This is a genomic window from Rhodococcus sp. KRD162, assembly GCF_017168335.1.
GTDB lineage: Bacteria > Actinomycetota > Actinomycetes > Mycobacteriales > Mycobacteriaceae > Rhodococcoides.
In genome coordinates, this window is the sequence record NZ_JABFAU010000013.1 from 555,948 (window position 1) to 580,580 (window position 24,633).

25 protein-coding genes are annotated in these 24,633 nt (G+C 65.1%); 21 read left to right on the forward strand and 4 right to left on the reverse strand.

The window, feature by feature from the left end:
• Window positions 1–17 precede the first annotated feature (17 nt).
• Window positions 18–785: an SDR family NAD(P)-dependent oxidoreductase gene (locus tag J1M87_RS19740; protein ID WP_206491242.1), complete on the forward strand. Its 768-nt coding sequence runs from the start codon at window positions 18–20 to the stop codon at window positions 783–785.
• 34 nt (window positions 786–819) lie between these two features.
• On the opposite strand, the gene J1M87_RS19745 is transcribed toward J1M87_RS19740, so the two are convergent.
• Window positions 820–2,445, reverse strand: a complete 1,626-nt coding sequence (locus tag J1M87_RS19745) for a TM0106 family RecB-like putative nuclease (RefSeq protein ID WP_206491243.1) — start codon at window positions 2,443–2,445, stop codon at window positions 820–822.
• Between the two features lie 284 nt (window positions 2,446–2,729).
• Between J1M87_RS19745 and J1M87_RS19750 the strand changes: the two genes are divergently transcribed.
• From J1M87_RS19750 to J1M87_RS19790, 9 genes are all read left to right on the forward strand, one after another.
• Window positions 2,730–3,380 (forward strand): DUF6474 family protein, encoded by a 651-nt coding sequence (locus J1M87_RS19750; RefSeq protein ID WP_206491244.1) that lies wholly within the window; start codon window positions 2,730–2,732, stop codon window positions 3,378–3,380.
• A 13-nt stretch (window positions 3,381–3,393) separates the two neighbouring features.
• Entirely contained in the window at window positions 3,394–3,912 is a 519-nt protein-coding gene (locus J1M87_RS19755; protein WP_206491245.1) for a hypothetical protein, read from the forward strand.
• 46 nt (window positions 3,913–3,958) lie between these two features.
• Window positions 3,959–4,627, forward strand: a complete 669-nt coding sequence (locus tag J1M87_RS19760) for a YcnI family protein (protein ID WP_206491246.1) — start codon at window positions 3,959–3,961, stop codon at window positions 4,625–4,627.
• Window positions 4,624–5,214: a copper resistance CopC family protein gene (locus J1M87_RS19765; protein ID WP_206491247.1), complete on the forward strand. Its 591-nt coding sequence runs from the start codon at window positions 4,624–4,626 to the stop codon at window positions 5,212–5,214. Before J1M87_RS19760 ends, J1M87_RS19765 begins: the two co-directional genes overlap by 4 nt.
• 7 nt (window positions 5,215–5,221) lie before the next feature.
• Entirely contained in the window at window positions 5,222–6,175 is a 954-nt protein-coding gene (locus J1M87_RS19770; protein WP_307830868.1) for a CopD family protein, read from the forward strand.
• A gap of 166 nt (window positions 6,176–6,341) precedes the next feature.
• Window positions 6,342–7,532 carry a DNA cytosine methyltransferase gene (locus tag J1M87_RS19775; RefSeq protein ID WP_241257147.1) on the forward strand — a complete coding sequence of 397 codons (1,191 nt, stop codon included), beginning with the start codon at window positions 6,342–6,344 and terminating at the stop codon, window positions 7,530–7,532.
• Complete coding sequence (locus tag J1M87_RS19780) at window positions 7,516–8,370, forward strand: GIY-YIG nuclease family protein (RefSeq protein ID WP_206491248.1); 855 nt, start codon at window positions 7,516–7,518, stop codon at window positions 8,368–8,370. Before J1M87_RS19775 ends, J1M87_RS19780 begins: the two co-directional genes overlap by 17 nt.
• A 19-nt stretch (window positions 8,371–8,389) precedes the next feature.
• Entirely contained in the window at window positions 8,390–9,298 is a 909-nt protein-coding gene (locus J1M87_RS19785) for a LysR family transcriptional regulator (protein WP_206491249.1), read from the forward strand.
• Between the two features lie 68 nt (window positions 9,299–9,366).
• A complete protein-coding gene (locus J1M87_RS19790; protein WP_206491250.1) occupies window positions 9,367–10,485 on the forward strand; it encodes a TDT family transporter in 1,119 nt (372 codons plus the stop codon).
• 2 nt (window positions 10,486–10,487) lie between these two features.
• On the opposite strand, the gene J1M87_RS19795 is transcribed toward J1M87_RS19790, so the two are convergent.
• Entirely contained in the window at window positions 10,488–10,838 is a 351-nt protein-coding gene (locus tag J1M87_RS19795) for a VOC family protein (protein ID WP_206491251.1), read from the reverse strand.
• A gap of 167 nt (window positions 10,839–11,005) precedes the next feature.
• Here J1M87_RS19795 and J1M87_RS19800 point away from each other — a divergent pair, with 167 nt between their 5' ends.
• The 6 genes from J1M87_RS19800 (at window position 11,006) to J1M87_RS19825 (ending at window position 18,825) form a co-directional block, all read left to right on the forward strand.
• Complete coding sequence (locus J1M87_RS19800) at window positions 11,006–12,043, forward strand: ABC transporter substrate-binding protein (RefSeq protein ID WP_206491463.1); 1,038 nt, start codon at window positions 11,006–11,008, stop codon at window positions 12,041–12,043.
• The gene (locus tag J1M87_RS19805) at window positions 12,036–13,652 is read left to right on the forward strand and encodes an iron ABC transporter permease (protein WP_241257148.1); all 1,617 of its coding nucleotides are present in this window, start codon (window positions 12,036–12,038) and stop codon (window positions 13,650–13,652) included. The genes J1M87_RS19800 and J1M87_RS19805 overlap by 8 nt, the downstream gene beginning before the upstream one ends.
• A 24-nt stretch (window positions 13,653–13,676) precedes the next feature.
• The gene (locus J1M87_RS19810; RefSeq protein WP_206491253.1) at window positions 13,677–14,693 is read left to right on the forward strand and encodes an ABC transporter ATP-binding protein; all 1,017 of its coding nucleotides are present in this window, start codon (window positions 13,677–13,679) and stop codon (window positions 14,691–14,693) included.
• 120 nt (window positions 14,694–14,813) lie between these two features.
• Entirely contained in the window at window positions 14,814–15,299 is a 486-nt protein-coding gene (locus J1M87_RS19815) for a MarR family winged helix-turn-helix transcriptional regulator (protein ID WP_206491254.1), read from the forward strand.
• A gap of 3 nt (window positions 15,300–15,302) precedes the next feature.
• On the forward strand, window positions 15,303–17,300 hold the full coding sequence (locus J1M87_RS19820; RefSeq protein ID WP_241257149.1) for an MDR family MFS transporter: 1,998 nt from the start codon (window positions 15,303–15,305) through the stop codon (window positions 17,298–17,300).
• Between the two features lie 118 nt (window positions 17,301–17,418).
• Window positions 17,419–18,825, forward strand: coding sequence for a PQQ-binding-like beta-propeller repeat protein (locus tag J1M87_RS19825; RefSeq protein ID WP_206491255.1), 1,407 nt, complete (start codon window positions 17,419–17,421; stop codon window positions 18,823–18,825).
• Between the two features lie 26 nt (window positions 18,826–18,851).
• Here the strand turns inward: J1M87_RS19825 and J1M87_RS19830 are convergent, their stop codons facing one another.
• Complete coding sequence (locus J1M87_RS19830) at window positions 18,852–20,444, reverse strand: succinic semialdehyde dehydrogenase (protein WP_274611010.1); 1,593 nt, start codon at window positions 20,442–20,444, stop codon at window positions 18,852–18,854.
• Between the two features lie 116 nt (window positions 20,445–20,560).
• Between J1M87_RS19830 and J1M87_RS19835 the strand changes: the two genes are divergently transcribed.
• Together J1M87_RS19835 and J1M87_RS19840 are read left to right on the forward strand one after the other, a co-directional pair.
• Window positions 20,561–21,766: a lipase family protein gene (locus J1M87_RS19835; RefSeq protein WP_206491257.1), complete on the forward strand. Its 1,206-nt coding sequence runs from the start codon at window positions 20,561–20,563 to the stop codon at window positions 21,764–21,766.
• 90 nt (window positions 21,767–21,856) lie between these two features.
• A complete protein-coding gene (locus tag J1M87_RS19840; RefSeq protein WP_206491465.1) occupies window positions 21,857–22,609 on the forward strand; it encodes a MerR family transcriptional regulator in 753 nt (250 codons plus the stop codon).
• Here the strand turns inward: J1M87_RS19840 and J1M87_RS29075 are convergent.
• Window positions 22,578–22,907, reverse strand: coding sequence for a WhiB family transcriptional regulator (locus J1M87_RS29075; protein WP_307830869.1), 330 nt, complete (start codon window positions 22,905–22,907; stop codon window positions 22,578–22,580). The genes J1M87_RS19840 and J1M87_RS29075 overlap by 32 nt on opposite strands.
• 130 nt (window positions 22,908–23,037) lie before the next feature.
• Between J1M87_RS29075 and J1M87_RS19850 the strand changes: the two genes are divergently transcribed.
• The 3 genes from J1M87_RS19850 (at window position 23,038) to J1M87_RS19860 (ending at window position 24,609) form a co-directional block, all read left to right on the forward strand.
• The gene (locus tag J1M87_RS19850) at window positions 23,038–23,421 is read left to right on the forward strand and encodes a DUF5313 family protein (RefSeq protein ID WP_206491259.1); all 384 of its coding nucleotides are present in this window, start codon (window positions 23,038–23,040) and stop codon (window positions 23,419–23,421) included.
• Window positions 23,422–23,445: 24 nt separating this feature from the next.
• The gene (rraA, locus tag J1M87_RS19855; protein ID WP_206491260.1) at window positions 23,446–23,925 is read left to right on the forward strand and encodes a ribonuclease E activity regulator RraA; all 480 of its coding nucleotides are present in this window, start codon (window positions 23,446–23,448) and stop codon (window positions 23,923–23,925) included.
• 96 nt (window positions 23,926–24,021) lie between these two features.
• On the forward strand, window positions 24,022–24,609 hold the full coding sequence (locus J1M87_RS19860; RefSeq protein WP_206491261.1) for a TetR/AcrR family transcriptional regulator: 588 nt from the start codon (window positions 24,022–24,024) through the stop codon (window positions 24,607–24,609).
• Window positions 24,610–24,633 lie beyond the last annotated feature (24 nt).

Below are 24,633 nucleotides of genomic sequence, written 5' to 3' on the forward strand. Positions count from 1 at the left end.
CGAAGGGGATCGACGACGTGGAGATTTCAGGAACAGCAGCACTTGTCACCGGCGGGGCTTCGGGCCTCGGTGCCGCAACGGCCGCACGTCTGGCCGCCGCGGGCGCGACCGTGTTCGGGCTCGATCTGCCGCAGTCCATCGAGCGCGCAGGCGACAGTGTCCCGGACGGGGTGACGCTGCTACCTGCGGACGTCACCAGCGAGTCCGAGGTCGAGGCCGCACTCGACACGATCGTCGAGTCCGGTGTGCCGTTGCGCATCGTCGTCAACTGTGCCGGTGTGGGCTGGGCTGGTCGCATCCTGTCCAAGAAGGGACCGCACGATCTCGAGCTGTTCCGCACGGTCATCACCATCAACCTGCTGGGTACGTTCAACGTGATGCGACTGGCCGCGAATCGGATGCAGTCGCAGTCCACCGTCGACGAGGCAGGCCAGCGCGGCGTCGTCATCAACACTGCGTCGGTGGCGGCGTTCGAGGGTCAGATCGGCCAGATCGCCTACACCGCCTCCAAGGGCGGCGTGCATGCGATGACCATCACCGCGGCCCGCGACCTTGCCCAGGTCGGTATCCGCGTCAACACCATCGCTCCCGGCATCGTCGACACCCCGATGTTGGCCGGCGTCACCGAGGAATACCGTCAGGGCCTCGAGGCTTCGGTCCCGTTCCCCTCACGCCTGGCCCAGCCGAGCGAGTACGCGCAGCTGGTCCAGATGATTGCCGAGCACGACTATCTCAACGGCGAGACCATCCGGATGGACGGTGCGATCCGTATGGCTCCGCGCTAGAAGTCGATGCGTGGCCCCGTCGAAGTCGATGGGGTCACGCGCGAGCGCGCAGGTCTGCCACGGTCGGGATCTCGATCTCGGCCCTGTCGGACATCCACTCGCGCAACACTTTGGTGGCGAGAACGTCGTCCTCGTTGTAGACCAGCAGTCTCTCGCGCTGCGTCGGATCGGGCTCGGCGTCGTATCCGACGGCCTCGCGATACCAGCCCATCGAGGCCTCGCCGCCGGCCTCGTCGTCCCGCCAGGCGAACCCAGCCACCGGCGCGATCTTCTTGAGCCCCTTACCGTTCGGGCAGATGAACTGATCGCTCACGGCCTGGTAGACGTCCACCCATTGGGGACTGTCGATGAACTCGCGTATCTGCGCCTCGGTCGGCACACCCGGCACATCGGCGAACCGACGGGCCGAATCGAGCAACCACTTGTCCTCCGCTTGGCGCGAATAGCAGTACGCCGCAAAGGTTTTCCCACGGGCAGCGGCGTCGGCCCTGGTGTCCATCAACCAGTTCCAGAACACTGCGAACGAACGTCCCTCGTCGACTGTCGGCAAGGGATCCCAGGTGACGAACCCCCGATACGTCGACGGCGGGCCGCCCGCTTCGGTGAGCAGCGTGCCCCACAGGTATGCGCCGTGTTCTTGATAGCTCTCCATGTCCACGTCCACCTCGACGTCGGCGCGATGGACCGACACGGTCTCGGAGCGGCGCAGCAGCGGCACGTCGGCACGCCAGGCCAGGGCGGCGGACACCGCATCGTCGAAGTTTCCGAACGGCCATTCCTCGGGAGCCGGGCCGGTCCATTGCGCCAACTCGTCGATGGTGCGCACACCCGCGCTGCGCAGTACGTCCGCGCGGGAGCCGGACGCGACGAGCGAGACGTCACGAACGGCGATCAGCTGCGGTTTGCAGTCGAACCACCACGCACACGATCTGCACTCGCTGACCTGCGAAGGAACGGTGTACTCGTTGCCCCTGGCGACGGCGAGCCGATCGGCGAAGCGCGTGTCGTATTCGGCGAGAACCGTCGTCAGGTCGTGCACCAGCATGCACTCGCCTCGATAGCCCACCGCGCCTCCGACGGGCGTGGCGGTGGCCAATCCCTCGTGGGCGAGCATCCGGTACAGGTGGGCGAGCCGAAGCTGGTCGCGTAGCTGACTACGCACCTTGCGGGTCTCGTCGACGATGGGTGCCCAGTGCGTCAGCGGTGTGGTTCTCGCGCCGCGGCCCGGGTCGGTGACCTTGTGATTGACGACGATCACGGGGATGTATCCACCCGAGGGCTCGCGTACGAGTAGCTCACTGCGACCGCGGCGGCCGGTATCGCGTTCGAGAGGCAGAACGGCGTTCCAGATCCGCTCGACGCCTGCGCGGCAGGCGGCGACGGTGGCATCGGCGGCGGCCCTGGCGGTGGGCTCGTGTATTTCGGTCCACTGCATCGGATCGGGTAAGGCCAGCTGCGCGCGGACGTTCTCTCGGTGAGCCTGAGCTGCTTCCCGGCGTTGACGTACGCCTGGGTTCTCGGGTTCTCCGCGGAGCAACGAGCCGTAGGCGGTGTCGAGGTAGAGACGATGACGGCACCGCGTCAGCGATCCGGCGTCGAGCAGCACGGGTTCCGGAGATGAGACTGGCGCACCTCGTTGACCGTTCACAGGGTTAGACATTAGGTCAGCCCTCCGACATCCTGCGGAACGACCCGACAGGCAGGAGTGGAGCCTGCGGAACGACCCGACAGGCAGGAGTGGAGCCTGCGGAACGACCCGACAGGCAGGAGTGGAGCCTGCGGAACGACCCGACAGGCAGGAGTGGAGCCTGCGGAACGACCCGATAGGCAGGAGTGGAGCCTGCGGAACGACCCGATAGGCAGGAGTGGAGCCTGCGGAACGACCCGATACGCTGTGTGTGACGCACCGTTTCCGCCTAGCTGCACACGTCAGGAGCCTCGTCGATGGGTTTGTTCCGCAAGCGTAAGGGTCGTGCCACCCGCAAGGCAGAGGCCAAGGCACTCAAGCACAAGGCGACATTGGAAGCGAAACTCGGCGCGAAGAACGAGCGCAAGCAGTTGAAGTCGATCGCCAAGGCGCAGCGCAAGCTCAGCACGGTGGAGGCGAAGTCGCAGAAGAACGTCGAGAAGGCGCAGGTCGCGGCTCTGCGCGCTCAGCAGAAGGCTGCAGCTCAGGGCACGCTCAGTGTCGCTCAGATCCGTAAGTACCTCGGCATCGCTCGGTTGCTTCTGCCGGTGTTGGCTCCGATCGTCTATCGCGGTGCCACCGCTGTGCGCGCCCAGCTGGACAGTCGCAAGGCTCAGCAGTTGGGAGTAGCTCCGGAAGAGCTCAGCGAGTACACCGGCCACGGGGGGAAGCTCAGTGCCCGTATCGCCGGTGCCGAGCAGTCGCTCAACACCATCGGTGAGCGTCACTCCGATCCCGAGACCAAGAGCTTCGGCGCGGCCATCAGCGAGCGCCTCGATGATCTGACGACCGCGGTGCGCGCGTCCGAGCAGATGCCGACTGCGCGACGCAAGACTGCCCATGCGGCCATTTCGGCCGAGCTCGACGGCATCGAAGCAGATCTGCTCGCCCGTCTCGGCGTGCGCTGAACCTGCACACGCGATGAACGATGCCTCCGCAGCACCGCTTCGAGGCGGAGCTGTCGGTAGCGTCACGGCGGTGCTCGCGGCGGCCGCACACGGCATGGCCGGCGGTGGTTATCCCGACGGATCGGCAGTGGCGCTGCTGGTCGTGATCAGCCTCGGTATCGGTGCTTTGACCGCACTACCGCGACGATCGACGGTGTTGCTGCCCGCTCTGATGGGTGGCCAACTTCTCGCGCATCTCGGGCTGAGCATGAGCGATATGGGTTCGATGCACAGCCACTCGATTCTTCCCAGTGCCGCGATGATCGGGTTCCATGCGGCCGCTTCGGTGGTGGCCGGGCTGTTGATCGCCGCGGCCGAACGTCTCTACGGTCCGATCACGTCCATCGTCCGCGCGGTTCTCGCACTCCTCACTCCCCTGCCCGACGGTTCCGCCGTCGGTCGCGTCAGGTTCTCGGTTGCGGTGTCGTCGGTGCACGGCACTGTGCTGGACTGGGCCATTTCTCGTCGCGGGCCACCGGTGTCGGTGTACTGACCGACATCCCATTCCGCACTTCTGCACAGAAATGAACCGAATACTGATGAAGAGCTCTCTTTCCCGTGCCCTGTTCGTTTCCGGGGCCACCGTCGGCGCGTTGTTGCTCGGCGCAGGCGCAGCTTCTGCCCATGTCGTCGTCGCTGCCCCGGACGCCGAGCAGGGCGGTTACTCGGTCCTGACGTTCCGGGTACCCACCGAGTCCGACACCGCCTCGACCAACTCGGTCAAGGTCACCCTGCCGGGCCTCAATTCTGCTCGTACGCAGCCCATGCCGGGCTGGACGTCCACCGTCGAGAAGAACTCCTCCGATCTCGCGGTGTCGGTGACGTGGACGGCGAATCCCGGGTCCGAGGTCGGCCCGGGCCAGTTCCAGGAATTCCTGCTCTCGGCGGGCCCCCTGCCCGAGCAGGAGACCGTCTCGTTCCCGGCCACGCAGACGTACACGGACGGCAAGGTCGTCGAGTGGGACGAGCCGATGGGCGATGACGGCAGTGAGCCCGAGTTGCCTGCTCCCACTCTGACTCTCGCTGCGTCCAGTGGCGATGCGCACGGTGGCTCCCATTCGGAGTCCTCCGAGGCGTCGACCGAGGCGTCCAGCGAGGCTTCCTCGTCCGACAGCACGGCCCGTTGGCTCGCCGGCATCGCGCTGGTGTTCGGAGCCGTCGGCGCGGGACTGGGCATCGGGGCGACGATCAGGAGTCGACGCTCGTGAGGGCGCTGGTCACGTCCACGAGGGCAGTGATCGTCTCCGTCGCGGCACTGCTGACGCTGCTGATCGCCGCGCCCGTCGCGTCGGCGCATTCGCAGGTCACCGGATACAGCCCGGCCGACGGTTCGTCGCTCGATACGTCTCCGGCCACGGCATCGGTGTCGTTCAACGAGGTGCCTCAGTCGCAGTTCGCCACGCTCAATGTCGTCGGGCCCGACGGGAACCTGTGGTCGAAGGGTGATGCCCGCATCGAGGGTCAGAGCGTCGTCGTCGATGTCGGCGAGCTGGGACCGGTCGGCGAGTACACCCTCGCGTATCGCATCACCTCGGCGGATGGCCATCCGGTGAGCGGTACGTCGACGTTCACGTTGACGCAGGCGGGGACCGGCACGCCGGGTGCGTCGGCGGACGCGTCGGGTTCCTCGGACGAGTCCGAGAGTTCGTTTCTCGGCGGCTACGGCCCGGTCGCGTTGATCGTTGTCGCAGTCCTTGCGTTCGCCGGTGCGTTGGCATTGGCACTGCGCAAGCCCAAGAGCCAGCGCAAGCCCAAGAGCCAGCGCACGTCCAAGAGCCAGCGCACGGCGAAGTAGTACCGACGTGGCTGCGGTGGGCGAGAGAAGTGTTCGACTCGTTCTCGCCGCCGTAGCCTCGGGATTGTTGGGGGTTGCGGCAGCTTTCGCGTTGGCGTATCCGACATTTCCCAGTGGGTCGTCGTGGTTACGAGTGGTGGCGGTGGCGTCGGGTTCGGTGGTGTTGGGGTTCGGCGTTCTCGCGGTGATGGACGGACATTCCGATTCCCGACGCCTCGCCGTCGAGCCATCGGTGATGTGGCGGGCCATCGGGTTTCTATCCGGAGTGTGGGCGGTGGCCGAGTTCGCCCTGTTGGCGGCGGCGGCAGCGGATTCGGCCGGCCGTACCCCGTTGACGTTGTCGCCGAGCGCATTCACGGCCTTCGCCACTTCGATCTCCGTCGGTCGGCTGGGTTCGGCGACGGTGATCCTGGCTCTGGCTCTGTGCGCTATCGGGGTGGTCGGGTATCGGCGCGCGGCGAGTTGGTCTCCGATTCCGGTGATCGTGTTGGCGTCGATCGCGCTGGTGGCGCGGCCGATCACCGGGCATATGTCGCAGTTCGCCTTCGGCTCCATTGCCGTTGCGGTGCATGTAATCTGCGCGTCGGTGTGGCTCGGTGTGTTGGGGGCGATGGCGCTGAGCGTGCGAAGCAAGTCCGGGTGGGCGGTGTTGCTGCCGATCTATTCCACGGTTGCGTTCTGGTGCGTTGTGGGGGTTGCCGTCACCGGTGTGCTCGATGCGATCCTGAAGCTGGGGAGTGTCGAAGCGATTGTCGAGACCGGATACGGCCGAATAATTCTCGCCAAGCTTTCGATCACGGTGCTCTTGGTCGCGTTGGCCCATCGGATTCGCGGGACGTGGTTGCCGACCGTGGCCGCGCATCGATCAACGGTGCAGTATTCACTGGGGCGAGCGGCTGCGCACGTGTGCCTGCTGGCGGTGGCGTTCGGCTTGGCTGCGGCGCTGGCGACCACCGCCTGAGGGGCAGGAGTGGAGCCTGCGGAACGACCCGGCAGGCAGGAGTGGAGCCTGCGGAATGACCGGACAGGCAGGAGTGGAGCCTGCGGAATGACCGGATAGGCAGGAGTGGAGCCCGCGGAATGACCGGATATCCAAGCCTGTCGGGGTTCTGTACTAGCCTGAGTGAATGCCGAAGTTGACTGTGGTACCGGGTGGTTCTTCGGCGTCCTCGGTCGGTCGGATCCACACGGTCGCAGAGTTCTTCGCCGGTATCGGTCTGGTACGAATGGGCCTGGAGCAGGCTGGTTTCGAGGTTCGGTGGGCCAACGACATCGAGCGCGACAAGCACTCGATGTACCGCCAACACTTCGGTGACGAGGCGGGGCGTTTTCAGCTCGGCGATGTTGCGCATACACGTGCTGGGGATCTGCCGGAGAACCTGTCGTTGGCGTGGGCGTCTTTTCCGTGTACCGATCTGTCGTTGGCCGGTGGCCGGGCGGGCCTGGCTGGCAAGAACTCCTCGACGTTCCGGCATTTCACGCGGGTGCTCAGTGAGCTCGGTGCGGCGCGTCCCGAGGTGGTGGCACTGGAGAATGTCGTCGGCCTGGCCACCAGCCATGGCGGTGACGATCTGGCTGCCGCGGTCCGGGAGCTCAACCAGCTCGGCTACTCGGTCGATGTCCTGACCATCGATGCCCGACGCTTCGTGCCGCAGTCACGTCCGCGGTTGTTCTTGATCGGTGCGCAGAATCCTCCCGAGGATGCCCGCGATCCCAACAGTGAGCTGCGGCCCGATTGGTTGCAGGCGGTGTTCGGCGATTCGACGTTGCTGACGCATCGGGCACCACTGCCCAGTCCGCCGATCCCGTTGACCAGTGGTCTCGGGGATCTGGTCGAGCGCATGGACTACCGCGACTCTCGGTGGTGGGATGCCGACCGAACCGCGGCGTTCGTGCATTCACTGTCGCCGATTCAGTTGCAGCGCATCGAGATTCTGAAGAAGGCCCGCAAGGTCAGTTACCGTACCGCCTACCGCCGCACCCGCAATGGGGTCGCTGTGTGGGAGGCTCGACCCGACGATATCTCCGGTTGCTTGCGTACCGCACGGGGCGGCTCCTCGAAGCAGGCCGTGGTCAAGATGGGCAACGGTCGGCTGCAAGTGCGGTGGATGACACCCCGCGAGTACGCCCGCCTGATGGGTGCGGGCGAGTACACACTCGACGGCCTGCGAAACAATCAGGCGCTCTTCGGTTTCGGCGATGCCGTGTGCGTTCCGGTGGTGGCATGGCTCGCCGAGCACTACCTCATGCCGCTCGTCACCGGGACGTTGAGCTCGAGTGCAGCCACTACAACAGCAGCGCATGTCCAGTCACGGTAAGTCCTCGCTGCGGTCGTCCGCCGTCGCGCCGCGCAAGAGCACTCTTCCCGCGGACGACGTTCAGTCCTTTCGCACCGCACTACGAGAAGTCCTGAGCGAGAAGGACGATCAGGGCCGGGTGTGGTCGGCTGCCAAGTGGGGCGTGTACGCGTTCTACGACTACGACGGCGAGCCGATCTACGTGGGGCAGACCAAAGAGAAGCTCAGCGTCCGCGTGCAGCGGCATTTGACCAACCAGCGGACCGATGCCGTCGCAATGCGGGTACTCGATGTCTTCGAAGTCGCCGAGATCGAGATCTGGCCACTGTGGCGGTACGAGGACCTCAAGAAGTCCGACGGCGCGGAGCAATTCCGCGCTGCCGAGCGCGATCTCAATGCCCACGAGTACACGGCGTATCTCGAGGCCATCGACAAGTCACGGCACAAGGCGATCCTCAACGAGAAGATCCCGCCGGTGTCCGAGCCTATCGCGCTCCCCGCGTCGCTGCGTCGGTCCCTGATCTCCGAACAGACCAGACGCGAGCGTGGTCATCCGGACATTCGCATCGCGCGCCGCGCCGAGACCATCTCTCGGCTGGCGGCCGTCACGCGCGAACGCGGGGAGGTCTCCGAGGGGTTGCGGCGCGTTCTGGTGGTGCAGGCGGTGCGGCTTGCGTACCTGTCGGCCGAGCGTCTCGCCTTCGTCGAGGGGCATCCGATTCCCGATCCCGCCGCGATCGACGTCACGGCCCTGGTGGGTTCGGTGCTGCACGAGCGCGAGGACGCAACACCCGACCCCGAGAGCGGCGAGACCGAGGAGGACGACGAGGGCGAGCTGGACCTGTTCAGCGATTACTGACGGAAAGTAGGCTCGCCTCGTGCCGCTTCCCCCTCACGTCGCCGATCTCACCAGCATCGATCTGTTGCTGTCGGTGGCCGAGCTCGGCAGCATCGGCCGAGCGGGTCGGGCGCACGGCATGTCTCAGCCCGCTGCCAGTGCCCGTATCCGCGCACTGGAGCGTCGTGTCGGTGCGCCACTACTGAAACGGGGCGCACGCGGAACGGTGTTGACCGAGTTCGGTGAGCTCGTCGCGAGTTGGGCCGCCCCGGTAGTTCGATCCGCTGCGGATTTGGCGACGGCCATCGCGACGTTGCATGCCGAACGCATCGGTCATGTTCAGATCGCTGCGAGTCAGACTGTCGCAGAGTATCTTCTGCCCCGCTGGTTGGTCACTCTTCACAGCCTGCTCCCCCATATCGTTCCGAGTCTGAGTTCGGGCAATTCGACGGTGGTCGCCGAGAAAGTACTGGCGGGCAGTGCAGACATCGGATTCATCGAGAGTCCGAGTGTTCCTGGTGCCCTTGCACATCGAATGGTGGCCGTGGACGAGTTGGTGCTCGTGGTACCGCCCGGCCACTCATGGGCGAGTACTGCACCCTCGGCCGCCGAGATCGTCGCCACCGCGTTGGTCACCCGCGAGGCTGGATCGGGAACCCGTTCCGCCTACGAGGCCGCTGTGGCGGCGGCCGGACTCGGACAGCCGACGGCTCCGCTCCTCGAAGTCTCGTCGACGACGGCGATCAAGTCGGCCGTCGCGGCAGGCATCGGCGGTGCGGTTCTGAGCTCGTTGGCAGTCGCGCCGGAGTTGGCTGCCGGAACTCTGGTACGCGTACCGATCCCAGGGCTGGTACTGCGCCGACGGTTGATGGCGATCTGGCCGGAGGGTCGCACCCCGACCGGGCCGGCTGCAGAGCTGCTGAGGGTGGCAACGACAACCCAGCCATAACGCTGGGTTATGGCCGATGCCGATATCGGCATCTACCGGACTTCCGCCGAACCTCGCACGCTGGAGCCATGACCGTGTCAGCTCCCGCACTCGCCACCCGCGTGCCCCTTCCCCGCACCGAGCCGTTCGCGCACATCACCCCGAACTGGTTCGCTGCAGTGATGGGTACGGGGATCGTCGCCACCTCGGCTGCGACCCTCCCCGTTCGGTTTCCCGTGGTGCACGTGTTCGCCGTCGCCGTCTGGATACTGGCGGCCGCAGCATTGGTCCTGATCAGCGTGGCGTTCGCACTGCACTGGGTCCGGCATCGCGAGCACGCACTCGGATACTGGCAGCACCCGGTGATGATGCAGTTCTACGGAGCTCCGCCCATGGCCTTGCTCACTGTCGGCGCTGGTGCCGGCCTCCTGGGCGCGGATCTGTTCGGCACCGCGGCGTCGACCGCGGTGTTCGCCACCCTGTGGATCGCAGGCACAGCCCTCGGCCTGCTGACGAGCGTTCTCGTGCCGTACCGGATGATCACCGCTGCCGATCCTCGCGGAGTGACGGCGGTGCCGGCCTGGCTGATGCCCGTCGTGCCGCCGATGGTGTCGGCATCGACCGGGGCAGTGCTGCTCCCCCATCTGCCCGAAGGCCAGTGGCGGCTGGCTCTGCTGTGCGCGTGTTACGCGATGTTCGGCCTGTCGGCGATCGTCGGGATGATGACCCTGACTCTGATCTACGGACGCCTGGTGCACGGCGGTATGCCTCCGGTCGCCGCGGCCCCTACCGTGTGGATCACCCTGGGTCTGATCGGGCAGTCGATCACCGCGGCCAATCTACTCGGCACCGATGCGTCGACGGTGTTCACCGGGGCCCAGTCCTCGGTCGCGGTCGGCCTACACGTGTTCGGCATCGGCTACGGGCTGATCATGGGCGGTTTCGGCGCCTTGATGTTCGGGCTCGCCACGGCCTTGACCGTCCATGCAGCACGCCGGAATCTGGGGTTCTCGTTGACGTGGTGGTCGTTCACGTTTCCCATCGGCACCTGTGTCACCGGGGCGACTGCACTGGGCAACGCGCTCGAGTTCGGCGTGGTTCGCACACTGGCCGTCGTGCTGTACGTCGTACTTCTCGCGGCGTGGATCACCGTCGCCGCGCACACAATTCGCGGCGTCCTTCGCAGAAACCTTCTTCAGCCGAGCTGATCTCACAGGTGGCCGAGCACGTTCACCACGTTGCCACCGGAGTCGCGGAAGAAGAATCGGCGAACGCCCCACTCCTCGTTGCTGATCTCGTAGACGATCTCGAGGCCCGCATCCATCGCTGCTCGGTAGGCCGCATCCACATCGTCCACCTCGACCGACGCGGACGGATTCATCGGTCCGGTGGGGTCGGCGGTGATCAGGCTCAGCTGAGCCGAGCTGTCACCGGCCGGGGCGAGCGTCGCGATCCATCCGTGGTTCATCACGACCTCCATGCCGGTGACCTGGACGTACTTGTCCAGTGTCCCGTTCAGATCGGTGACCGTGAGCAATGGCACCGCACGCACAACGTCCATGGTCGACAGTGTATGGCCGAACGATGCCTGGGCGAGCGTCTCCGGAGCGTCACATCGATCCGACTGCGTCGTTCACCCCGGCGACACATGCAGTTCCCACAACACATGCCTGCGTGTCGATTCGGGTCGGAAACATGGGCGACTTCCGTGCTCGATGCTTCCAGGAGATGTACCAAGTGAACACTGTTCGTCGCGTTGCCACCGGTGGAATCCTCGGTCTCGCAGCTGCTCTCACCCTTGCGTCCTGCTCCGAGCCTGCGGCTCCCGAGGCCGGCGGAGACGGCGACGGGGCAGGCGGCACCCTCACCGTGTACACCTCGGAACCGCAAGCGAAGATCGACGCACTCAATGCCGAGTTCACCGCAGAGAATCCCGGCATCGATGTGCAGGTGTTTCGCGCAGGCACCGGTGATCTCAACGCACGCATCGCGTCGGAGCGGCAGACCGGTTCCATCGGTGCCGACGTTCTGCTCGCCGCGGACGCCCCAACGTTCGAGAAGTACAAGGCCGACGACCTGCTGCTGCAGTACACCCCGGCCGATGTCGATGCACTGGACCCGAACGTCGTCGATCCCGACGGCTACTACGTGGGTACCCGCATCATCCCGACGGTCATCGCGTACAACACCGGGGCGATCTCGCAGCCTCCGACCTCGTGGAAAGAACTGGCGGATCCGCGGTACAAGGGCCAGATCACGCTGCCCAATCCCGACGTGTCCGGCGCGGCGGCCTTCAACACCGCCGTCTGGTTGGGCCAGGACGACCTCGGACTTCCGTGGCTCACCGACCTCGTCGCCAACGATCCCGTGGTCGCCGAGAGCAACGGTCCGGTCGCTCAGTCCGTCGCGGCCGGCACCCAGCCGGTCGGGATCGTCGTGGACTACCTGGTGCGTGAGCTGGCCGCGAAGGGCTCGCCCATCGCTGCGTCGTACCCCACCGACGGCGTCCCGTACATCTCCGAGCCCGCCGGGATCTTCGAGGACTCGGCCAACCGGGAGGCTGCCCAGAAGTACGTGGACTTCCTGGTCAGCAAGCGGGGTCAAGAGATCGCCGTGGAGCAGCAGTACCTGCCGGTGCGGTCCGATGTCGGCACACCGGAGGGCGCACCGGCGCTCGACGACGTCGATCTGTTGAACCCGGATCTCGACGCGATCACCGCCTCGCAGCCCGATGCCGTGCGTACGTTCAACGATCTTCTTGGCTGACCGCGTCACCTGGGTACGTGCCTGCCTGTGGTTGGCCGTACTGGCCCTGATCGGCGCACCGCTGGCCGCTGTGGTCTCGATCGGATTGGGCGGCAACCACATACAGGAGCTGCTCGACGGCGGAATCGCGTCGGCGGCAACCAACAGTGTCGTGTCGGCAGGTGTGTCGGCGGTGGCGGCGGTGGCGATCGCGACCGTCATGGCGCTCGTTCTGGATCGCACCGATCTGCCCGGCCGGTCGGTGCTGCGGCTGATTCTGCTCAGCCCCCTGCTGATTCCGCCGTTCGTCGGCGCGATTGCCTGGACGGGGCTGCTCGGCCCGAGCGGAATGATCAACTCGTGGTGGAACGAGACGTTCGGCGGGGGCCCGCTGTGGAACATCTACGGCGGCGACGGGGTGATCTTCCTGCTCACGATTCATTCGTATCCGCTTGCGTACCTGATTGTTTCGGCCGCTCTTCGACGCGTACCCGGCGATCTGGAGCAGGCGGCTCGGATCGCCGGAGCAGCTCCGTTCCGGGCCATGCGCGATGTGACGCTGCCACTGCTGCGCCCGGCCCTGCTGGCATCACTGACGTTGACGACCGTGTCCAACCTTGCGGATTTCGGCATTCCCGCTCTGATCGGGTTGCCCGAGCGCTACGTCACGCTCTCGACCATGGTGTATCGATACATCCAGTCGGGCACCGTCGCTCGACCGCTCGAGGTCGTCTCCACCATCGGCATCGGACTCCTTGCACTGGCGGTGGTCGCGGTGGCGGTCGATCGCATCGTCGGCCGTCGCTCCGTTCAGCTCGACGGTGCAGTCACGGCCCCGCAGGTACTTCCGCTGGGTCACAGTCGAATTCCGGCGGGCATTGTTGCCTGGCTCATCGGTCTGGCTCTGACGGTGCTCCCGATTCTGGCGTTGGCCACGCAGGCTCTGCTCCCGGCTCCCGGTGTGCCGCTCACCTGGAGCAACCTCACCCTGCAGAGCATCGAGAGCGCAGTCACTGCACCGGGAACCCTGGTCGGTATCCAGAACTCTGTGATGCTTGCTCTCGGAGCCGCATTCGTCTGCGGTTTCCTCGGATTGGCCATCGGCGTGGTCACCACCCGCACCCGATCCCGCGACAACGTCGGCCTGGATCTGGCAGCGATGCTGCCGCAGGCGATTCCCGGGCTCGTCATCGCGGTCGGTTGGTTGATCATCGGGCGATACACCGGCCTGTTCGACACCAGGTGGGTCATCCTGTGCGCCTATGTCATGGCGTTCCTCGCGATCGTCGTTCAGGCGGTGCGAGCACCGTTGATCTCCACTCCCACAGCTCTCGAAGAAGTCGCGCGATCCTCCGGCGCATCACATCTTCGATCGTTGTGGGACGTGCCGTGGAAGATGGCGATCCCGGCTGCGATCACCGGTGCGGTACTCGTCGCCCTCACAGCGGTGCGCGAGCTGACCATGTCGGTCCTCCTCGTCGCTCCTGGCACGCAGACCCTCGGTGTGTCCATCTTCAACCTGCAGCAAGCCGGGGATTACAACGCTGCCTCCGCCCTGTCCCTACTCGTCGCGCTCGTGGGATTCGCCGGCCTCGGCCTCCTCGCCTCCACCCGAGTCGGACGACCGTAGCTCCTCGCCGAGAAGAAGGAATCGATGTCCGCCATCACGATCGACCAGCTCGGCCTCAGATACCCCGACGGCTCGATCGGTGTGGCCGGCATCGACCTCGATGTCGCGGACGGCGAATTCGTTGCGCTCGTCGGCCCGTCGGGCTCGGGTAAGACCACGCTGTTGCGTACCGTCGCCGGCTTCCTCACCCCGACTGCCGGCTCGATCGCCATCGGCCCCGATGTGGTTGCGAACGAGCAACTCTCCACACCGCCCGAGTCGCGCAGGCTCGGCATGGTGTTTCAACAGCACGCACTGTGGCCACATCGCAGCGTCGGGCGGAACGTCTCCTACCCTCTCGAACTGGCCAAGGTCGCCAAGACCGAACGCGCGAAGAAGGTAGCCGATGTACTCGAGCTCGTGGGGCTACCCGGGCTCGAGAAGCGGGACCCGTCGACGTTGTCCGGTGGCCAACGGCAACGGGTCGCGCTCGCTCGCGCCCTGGTCTCCGCGCCGCGGGCGTTGTTGCTCGACGAGGCCCTTTCCGCGCTGGACGAGCCACTTCGTGATCGCCTCCGTCTCGAACTGCGCGCACTGACGCGAGCGGCGAATCTGACCGTCGTGCACGTGACCCACGACCGCACCGAGGCCCTTGCCCTCGCAGACCGGGTCGTCGTCCTCGACGGTGGCAGCGTTGCTCAGATCGGTACGCCGGAGGATGTGGTGCGTGCACCGGCGTCGGCGTTCGTCGCCCGCTTCCTCTCCGACGCCACCCTGGTGGACGGCACCGTCGCGGGCGGCATCTTCACTTCCGGCCCACTCACGCTCGAGGCGACGGGTTCGGGACCAGGGACTCTCGCGATCCTGCCGACCGACATCGAGATCGTGGCCGACGGTGGGGTGAGTGGCACCGTGACCTCCTCGCTGTTCGGGCGTGATGCCGGCGATGTCGTGGTGCGTTCGGGCGAGGTGGACTTCCGATGCTCGGTACGTGGACCGCGCCCGCAGGTGGGCGACGCCGTCGAGCTGAGGGTCCTTCGGTCGTTCTTCTTTCCGCGGTAGCCGCGAACGACCTCGCTCGGCCCCTGTGATCCACGAGACAGAAATATTATTTGCTTAGCGCATGTATGTATATATATGGTTGCGGACAGCAAGTAAATCGAACTCATCGTTGGAGCACTCATGGCAGTTCAATCCACGACGGCGGAGTCGCTGGTCGAAGAGGTCTTCCTCTTCGGGCGCACGCTGAAGCGGGCCGTGACCACCGGAGTCGAGGATTCGCCCCTGCCGCAGGCACTGACCGGAGTTCTGGCCATCCTCGCGACCGAAGGCGAATGCAGACAGACCGACCTCGCCAGCAGGCTCTGCGTCAGCCAGTCCGCCCTCAGCCGGCAGATCGCGGACCTCGTCGAACTCGGCTACATCGACCGACACCCCGACCCCGACGACAAAAGAGCGTCCCGGGTCTGTGTGTCCGACGAAGGCCAGGCTCGACTGAAACAGATTTGGGACAGGCGAGCACGTCGCCTGGCAGAGATGTTGAGCGGATGGAGCGAAACCGAGGCACTCGATGCCCTCGATTCGATTCGCAAGCTCAACGACACGTTCACCGAAGACGCCCACGCCCATCACCAGGACGTGGCACGCATCGAATTGATTGCGAGATAAAAGATGACCACAACGTCTACCGCGGAAAATCCGCCCAACACGGCAGTCGGCGATCCCGATGCGATGTCACATCGCCAGATCCTCGAAGCCCTCACCGGCCTCCTGGCGGCACTGTTCACCGCACTGCTGAGCACCACCATCGTCTCGACGGCACTGCCCACCATCATCGGTGACCTGAAGGGCTCGCAGACCGCATACGCCTGGGTCATCACCACCGCCCTGCTGGCCAACGCTGCATCGACGCCCATCTGGGGCAAGCTCGCCGACCTGTTCAACAAGAAGGTCCTGGTTCAGACCGCGATCCTGATCTTCGTAGCAGGCTCGATGATCGCCGGGTTCGCACACAACGTCCCGATCCTCCTGGCCGCTCGCGTGGTGCAGGGCATCGGCATGGGCGGTCTGACGGCGCTCGTCATCGCCATCATCGGAACCATCGTCTCCCCGCGTGATCGCGGTCGGTACTCCGGCTACACCGGCGCAGTCATGGCCGTGTCGATGTCCGGTGGCCCGATCCTCGGCGGCGTCATCGTCGACAGCCCCCTCGGCTGGCGCTGGTGCTTCTTCGTCTGCGTGCCGCTTGCCGTCATCGCCCTGATCCTGCTGCAGAAGACCCTGCACATCAAGACCGTCCGCAAGGACGACGTGTCGATCGACTGGCTCGGTGCGCTGCTGCTCACCGCAGGCGTATCCGTTCTCCTCGTGTGGGTCTCGTTCGCAGGCAAGGCCGACTACTACGCATGGCTCTCACGTGAGACGGCATACCTGGTCGGCGGCGGAGTTGCGCTGCTCGTGCTGACCATCATCGTCGAGGCTCGGCACAAGTCGCCGATCATCCCGCTCAAGATCGTCACCGAGCGCACCACCGGCTTGGCCATCATCGCGTCGATCGCTGTCGGTGTCGGCCTCTTCGGGGCCACCACCTTCCTCGGTCAGTACTTCCAGACCGCTCGCGGCTACACCCCCACCGAGGCCGGATTGCTGTCCATCCCACTGGTGTTCGGCATGCTCGTCGCCTCTGTGGGCTCCGGTCAGCTCATCACCAAGTTCGGTAAGTGGAAGCCGTTCATCATCACCGGTTCCGTTCTGCTGGTTGTCGGCTTCCTACTCCTCGGCACCATCGATCACGCCACCAGCCTCGTCACGGTCGGCATCTTCATCACCATCGTCGGCCTCGGTACCGGCATGCTGATGCAGAATCTCGTTCTGGCAGTGCAGAACACGGTCAGTGTGCAGAACGTGGGCGCTGCATCGTCGACGGTTGCCTTCTTCCGTACCTTCGGCGGCGCGATCGGCGTCTCGGTCCTCGGCTCGCTACTGGCAACCCGGGTCGCGGAGAAGTCGGCGAGCGGCTTGGCTCAGCTCGGCGTCGACAGCTCGGGCGGCGGTAGCGGATCCCTCGACCTCGCCTCGCTGCCCGCACCTGTCGTCAACGTCATCCGTACCGCTTACGGTGACGCGACCGGACGCATCTTCATGATCGCCGGCTTCGTGGCGATCGTCACGCTGATCGCCGTGATCTTCATCCCGAATCGTCCACTGCGCCAGACGATCGACATCGCGTCGACCCCTGCCGCAGGGCCGGTCGACGAGCCGCAGGAGCAGCTCGCCGAGATCCCGTCCTTCGGTGCGACGCAGGACTACCTCACGGCCACTCCCTACGGTGCCGATCGGCGGCTGGAGGGTCGGCACGAGGCGCAGCCGGGGCAACGACCCTTCGAGGGCCTGAGCACCGATGCACGTGACCGACTGTTGGCTCTGCTGTTGCCCGAGCCCAAGGACACCTTGGCCGCGCTCGACGAGGCCGAGACCCTTCGCGCCGAAGTTGTGGCATTGCAGCAAGAACTCGACGCGAAGATGATCGACTTCGACGCGGTGTGCGAGCGGTTGCGTCGCCTCGGGCTCAGCGAGGAGCAGATTGCTCGGGTGTTGGGAGACAACCACATTCCCGACAGTCGCAATCACTACGCACATGCCGGTCTGAACGGCCACAGCGTCAACTAGTTCGCCGCTGTCCTCGATTCCCCGTACCCTGCTCAGGGTGCGGGGAATTCTCGTTCTCTATGCTCGTGTGTCGGTCGACCGCCACTTCGGTCGGAACTACACAGGCGGGGAGGCTTCCATGGCACGTCGTCACCGGGTGTCCGCCGCCGCGGCCGTCCTGGCAACAGCGCTTGCCTGTGTAGCCTGCACAGGCGACAAGCCCCCGCCTCCGGCAGGCACCCCCATCGACGGCGCAACCGGAGCAGCTCCCGGTATGGCGTGGACACTCACTCCCGCGGACGCAGGAGTCCCGGGCGGGCAGTTTCGCGATCCCACTGCAGGCGCCGACACCGATTCGATGGAATCCGGATCCATCACCGACGGCTCGACGGTCGTCACCCTCGTCGGTCACCTCGACGGACGTGACTACGACGACGCCACGCTGGTGGGTTTCGACATCGCCGACGGTGCGGTGCGCTGGCGCGTCCCGGCGGAAGACATCCTCGGATGCGGTGCGCAATTCGTTGACGGACGTCTGGTCTGCTACCGCGGTATCGGCGGCTCGGGCTCCGAGATACTCACTGTCGACGGCCGATCCGGACAATCGCGCACCTACGACGCTGGCTTTCCCATCATCGAACTGACCACGGCCGACAACCACGTCTACACCTCTCACACGGCCGGTGACAGTGGCCGGACGACGGTATCTCGCGGGACTGCGGACGATCTCGATGCAGACTGGTCGGTGCCGTTCGAGTCGGCGAACTCGCAGTCGGCCTCGACCTTGCGCACCGACAATGGAATCGGGCTGGTCGAACAGGCTCGGCACGTGTACGCATTCGACCTCGATACCGGCGACAGTCTGTGGTCCAGAACAGCTCCCGACTGCGCTCGGTCCGCCGCTGCCTCGCGTAGCGGCGCTGTGCGGGTCGTTCGCACCGATTGCTCCGATCCCAGCGCAGTCACGGGTTCGGAGATCGTGGACACCGATGGAAACGTCCTGGCCGCAACGGATTCGGCTACGATTCAGCGGCCGACATTCGATTCTCCTGCGGAGTCGAGTCCGCTACTGCTCGGCACCGGCGGATACCGGCCCGCCGAACCCGATCCGGTGTGGACCAACGACGCCCTCGTCTGGGCCCTTCCGGCAGACATCAGCGACTCGGCGACGAGGTTCCTGGCCACGAACGGACTCGCCTATGCCGTCGTCGGTTCGGTGGCCCTGCTCCGCGACACCGACGCGGCCACCGAATCGGCGATCGATCTCGACACCGGAGAACTGCTGTGGAGTCGAGATTCCGGAAGGTCCGCGCAGGTCGGCGCGCTGGACGGTTCCGTGGCGACGCTCTTCGGACCGGAGGTGCTGGAGGGCGTCGACGTCGAAACCGGAAACATCGTGTGGGACATCCCTACAACAGCATTCGACGACGAGGGAATCGATGCGCAGTCGCGGCCGATGCTCGATCGTGTCGGAACCGATTCGATCTACACCAGAGCACTGAGTATCTCGGTCCTTCGGGATATCTCGGTCCCTGAGGCGGGGTAGAGCGCCCCCGTCGTCGAGGCTGCCTGCTACCGCCCGGGAACGTACTTCAGTGCCTTCACGAAGGGAGGCATGATCTTTGCCCACAGTTTCGGCGGAAGTCCGCGCGGCCCACCGAGATTGAGCAGGCGCGTCGTCGCAATGGTCTGCGGTTCGGTGTACTTGAGCAATCCCTCGGTTCCGTGGCGTCGACCGACCCCGGACACACCCATCCCGCCCATCGGCGCGCCGGTGGTTCCCCAGGTCGGCGCGTAACCCTCGTCGACGTTGACGGTGCCCGAATGCAGGCGTGCGGCAATGGCTTCGCCCTGCGCCTTGGTCTTGGCCCACACGCTGGCGTTGAGTCCGTACTCGGTGTCGTTGGCCCTGTCGATGGCCTCGTCGACGTCGGCGACGGGGTAGATCGACACCAGCGGTCCGAAGGTTTCGGTCGCTGCGCACTCCATGTCCTCGGTGACGTTCGTCAGCAGCGTCGGCTCGTAGAACAGCCGGCCGATGTCAGGGCGTGCGTTGCCCCCGGCGACCACCGTCGCCCCCTTGACCTTGGCGTCGTCGACGTGAGAGGAGACCATCTTGATCTGGTCCTCGGAGACGAGGCTGCCCATCTCGATGCCGAACTCGTAGTCGGCCCCGAGGGTCATGTTGCGCACCCGCTGACCGAACTTCTCGGTGAACTCGGCGGCGATCGATTTCTCGACGTAGATGCGTTCGATCGAGATGCAGAGCTGCCCCGAATTGGAGAAGCAGGCACGTACGGCCGCGTCGCAGACCTCGCGCAGGTTCGCACCCTTGGCGACGATCATGGCGTTCTTGCCACCGAGTTCGGCGGAGAATCCGATGAGGCGACGGCCTGCCTGCTCGGCCAGCAGCTGCCCCGTCGCGGTGGAGCCGGTGAACATGACGTAGTCGGTGTTCTGGACCAACGCGGTACCCACCACCGAACCCGGACCTGGCACCACGGCGAACAAGTCGCGGGGCAGTCCTGCTTTGTAGAGCAGCTCGACGCACGCGAGCGCGCAGTACGGGGTTTGGCTGTCGGGCTTGAGCACCACCCCGTTGCCTGCCAGCAGGGCCGGAATGGCGTCCGACACCGCGAGGGTCATCGGGTAGTTCCACGGAGAGATGATCCCGACGATGCCCTTCGGCTGGTATCGAACCCGCGTCTTGGTCAGCACCGGCAGCATGCCGGTGACCTTCTTGGGGGCCAGCAACTTCGCGGCGGTGCGCGCATAGTGCCGCGAGGTCATCGCGATGTCGAGAACTTCCTCGAGGGCAGCGGCGCGAGACTTGCCGGTCTCGGCCTGTGCCATGTCCATCAGCTCGTCGCGGTGGGCGAGCACCAGGTCGCGGTAGCGGTGGAAGATCTCGGCACGCTCGGACACCGGCCGCTTGGCCCATGCCGTTCGAGCTACACGCGCGCGAGCGATTGCCGCCGTCGCATCGGCAGCGGTGCCGACTGGGATCGTCGCCAGCTCCTTGCCGGTGAACACCTCTGTGATCGTTCTCGTCGGTCGCGTTTCGACGTCGGAAATGGCGATGAGATCGGCGAGCCGGGCAAAGGTCGAGGCGGACGGTGCAGGCATTTCGAGGTCCCTACTGGTGAGTAGTGTTCGGAGTAACAGATAACCTACCCGCTCTTGGGCTCAGTTCACAGGGCCGATTTCGTCCAACCCTGTGGCACGATGGACGGCGGTCTACTTCGACGTCGGGGCGTTCGGAGCAACAGGGTGGGGAATCCATGCGCAAGGCACTCGTTCTGGCCGGAGCAGCAGCGTTGATGCTGTCGTTCGCAGGATCGGCCCAGGCCGATCCCCTTCAGGACTTCATCTCGCCGCCGAGCGATCCGGCGGCCTATCTCCCCACCCCGCTCGGTGATCCGTGGTTCGATCCGCCGGCCGGGTACGAGGATCTCCAGCCCGGCACGGTACTGAACCGCCGCGACGTCGCCATCACTCCCGAGGCCACGTCGGTGCAGTTGCTCTTTCGCTCGACGGACTCGAAGAACCGCCCGATCGCTGCGGCGACGACGGTCCTGACTCCGAACGCGCCGTGGAGCGGTGGCGGCGACCGGCCCGTCATTGCGTACAACGAGGCGACGGACTCGCTCGGAAACACGTGCGCGCCGTCGTACACACTCCCCCGCGGAAACAACAAGGAGATCGACCAGGTTCGCATCTTGCTCGGTCGCGGCTACACGGTGGTCGTCACCGACTATCAGGGTCCTCGTCAGGCGTACTCGGCCGGTATCGTCTCCGGACACACCGTGCTCGACGGCCTCCGCGCGTCGCAGACTGCCGGGGTGAGCGCGACGGCACCGATCGGCATCACCGGCTACTCCGGCGGTGCGATCGCATCCGGCTGGGCCGCGCAGTTGGCTCCCGAATACGCACCGGAGTTGAACATCGCCGGCGTCGCCTTCGGTGGCCCGCCGACCGATTACAAGATCTTGCAGACCTCGCTGAACGGCCAGATCGGATCGGGCCTGTTCACTGCGGCGACGATCGGACTGTCCCGTGAGTACCCGGAGATGCGGCAGCTTGCCAATGACAACGGCAAGCGACTGGCTCTGGCGCAGAAGGATCAGTGCGTAGATGTGTTGTCCTACACGGGACTACTGCTGTTGGACCAGCGAAACCTCTCCAGCGTCCCTGATGTCTTCGATCATCCGATCACCAAGGCCATCGTCGAGGAAAACCGCATGGGCCAGAAGAAACCGGATGCACCGATCTACATCTATCAGGGCAAAGAGGACTTCCTCATCCCCAAGGAAGGCGCAGAAGCGGTGCAGGACGAGTGGTGTGCGGCCGGCGCGTCGGTGCACCTGGAATTGGTTCCAGGGGAGCACACACTCGCTCAGTCCAACGGTCGCCCCGGCGCATACGACTGGCTCGCCCAGCGCCTCGCCGGAGTTCCTACCTCCGGCTGTGATCGTGTGATTCGCTAGAGGTCCGAATTTCGTCTTGACCCTTACGCCACGGGAGGCAGCACAGTGTCCTTCGTGAGTGATTCGGCCTTCGAACATGATTCGGACAGCATGCAGGTCGGTGCAGTCGCACGGTTGGTCGGTGTCAGCGTGAGAACGCTGCATCATTACGACGAGATCGCCTTGGTGGTGCCATCGGGAAGGACCCCGAAGGGCTATCGGACGTACTCCTCGGCCGATGTCGAACGGCTGCATCAGGTGCTGACCTACCGCGAACTCGGATTTCCCCTCGAGACCATCGCGGCTTTGCTCGACGATCCGGCGGTCGACGCCATGGCGCATCTGCGCCGGCAGCGGGAACTGTTGGACGAACGGATCGATCACTTGCGCGCAATGGCTACGGCCGTGGACAAGATGATGGAGGCGAAGAAGATGGGTATGCAACTGACTCCCGAGGAGCAGCGCGAGATTTTCGGCGACAACTGGCTCGGCGAGGAGTACGCCGAGGAGGCCGAACAGCGTTGGGGCAACACCGACGCGTGGAAACAGTCGCAGGAGCGTACGTCCTCGTTCACCAAGGACGACTGGGCGGCCATCAAGGAAGAAACAGACCGCCTGGAGGCCGATTTCGCTGCCGCGCTACGAAATGGTGTGGCTGCGGATTCCGCCGAGGCCGGAGTCCTGGCCGAGAGACATCGCTCGGGTATAGCTCGGCACTACGATTGCAACCACGAGATGCAGGTCAATCTGGCTGAGATGTACATCGCGGATGAGCGATTCGCCAAGCACTACAACGATATTGCGCCGGGCTTGGCTCAGTACGTTCGCGATGTCATCGTTGCGAACGCTGCTCGCCAGGAGTGACGCGAGTCAACAGAGATCGCTCTTGTGCGGTCGATCCGCCCCAGACGCCGTATCTCTCGTCCGTGTCGAGCGCATGCCGTAGACACTGCGAGATCACGGGGCATCGACCGCACACGAGCTTCGCCTGCCGCTCGAGATGCCGCAACGAGTACCCCCTCATTCCCAGAGGTGGATAGAACATCGAGACCGGCATCGAGCGGCAGGCGGCTCGGATCTGCCAATCCGCGTGCTCGGATATCGGTTGCCGTGCCCGCGTGTTCGTCAATCTTGCTCGCCCCCCGGTGAGAGATTTCAGCAACGTACGGGCACCGTCCTTCGTCGTGGCCCGTCAGTTCTCGATTGCGCTCAATCTGACGCTATCGTCACATGTGAGATAAACCGCAGTCAATCCTGAGATTCACCGATACCGATCGGACTAGCATTGCGCGATGACGACCGAGCGCACCACGCCAACTCTGCGGCAATACCTGGGCTATTCGTTCGGACGCACGCTGCCCGAGTCGATGCAGGGCTGGGTGCGCGACGATCTCGTGGGCAACGGTGCGCAGGTTCGCTACATCGCACGGTTCATCGTGCCCGCCGTGCCGTTGTTGCTGCTGTTCCTGCTCGTCCCCGGGCCACTGTGGATGTCGTTGGCGATGATGTCGCTGCTGTTCATCCCGCTGGTGTACTTCTCGATCGCCCTGATGAACGTCTATCGGCGGCACCGCCTGTTGATTCACGGTCTTGATCCACAGTTGATCAACGCCAAAGCGCAGAGTCGCGTCGACCGCACTCGTGACGACTACGAGCGCCGCCACGGCCGTGGGTGAGAGTCGAACGATAGTCTGAGGAATATGACTGCACCCGTGGAATTCAAGGCAACAGCTGATCTGGCCGATGACATCGGCCCCGACCTCCGCAGCTGCGACACGCAGTTCATTCAGTTCGGCAAGCACACCGAGTTCGCGGGACCTATCACCACGATCCGCTGCTTTCAGGACAACCTGCTGGTCAAGCAAACGCTGAGCGAGCCGGGCAACGGTGGCGTCCTCGTCGTCGACGGTGACGCAAGCGTGCACACCGCACTCGTCGGCGACATCATCGCCGGCCGCGGCGTCACCAACGGCTGGGCCGGTGTCATCGTCAACGGTGCGGTTCGCGATTCCGCGATCTTGCGCACCCTCGAGATCGGCGTCAAGGCATTGGGAACCAACCCGCGCAAGAGCACACAAACCGGGTCGGGCGAGAAGAACGTCCCGGTCAGCTTCGGCGGCGTCACGTTCAATCCGGGCGAGATCGTCTACAGCGACCACGACGGAGTCGTCGCGGTCTAGCGCTTTCCGGTGTCAGGCGGTTCGACCTGCGCGAACATTCGCTCTACTAGGCGGACCAGTGCCGAGAACGTTGGTTCTCTCGGTGAGGGGAAGGCGATGACGAATACGGAACACGGGCGAGACGACGTGATCAGAGCAGCGGATACGCTGTTCTACGCCCGCGGAATACAGGCCGTCGGAATGGACGAACTGCGGACAGCGGCGGGCATCTCCCTCAAACGCATGTATTCACTGTTCCCGTCGAAGACTGCCATCGTGGCCGAGGTTCTTCGCGGTCGCACGAGCCGATGGAACGACCGAATCGAAATCGAAGCCGCCGCTCACGAGTCACCACGAGACAAGCTGCTGTCGATCTTCGACTTTCTCGATCACTGGTTTCGCGAGGACAATTTCCGCGGGTGCGCCTTCATCAACTCGTTCGGCGAGCTCGGGGCCACCATGCCCGAGGTCGCCGACGCCGCACATCAGCACAAGAAGAACTTCATCGAGTACGTCACCGCACTGGCAGTCGACGCCGGATGCGCTCCGCCCGTCGGACTGCAGATCGCCCTGCTCGCCGAAGGGGCACAAACCACAGCGGCCATCACCGAACTAGCCGAGACTGCGGCTGCGGCAAAGGCAGCGGCAACGGTTCTGATAGATGCGAGCGTGGGACGGCCCGACACGCGTGCATCGACGGCGTAAGCGCCCTCCGGCGGCGCACCTGAC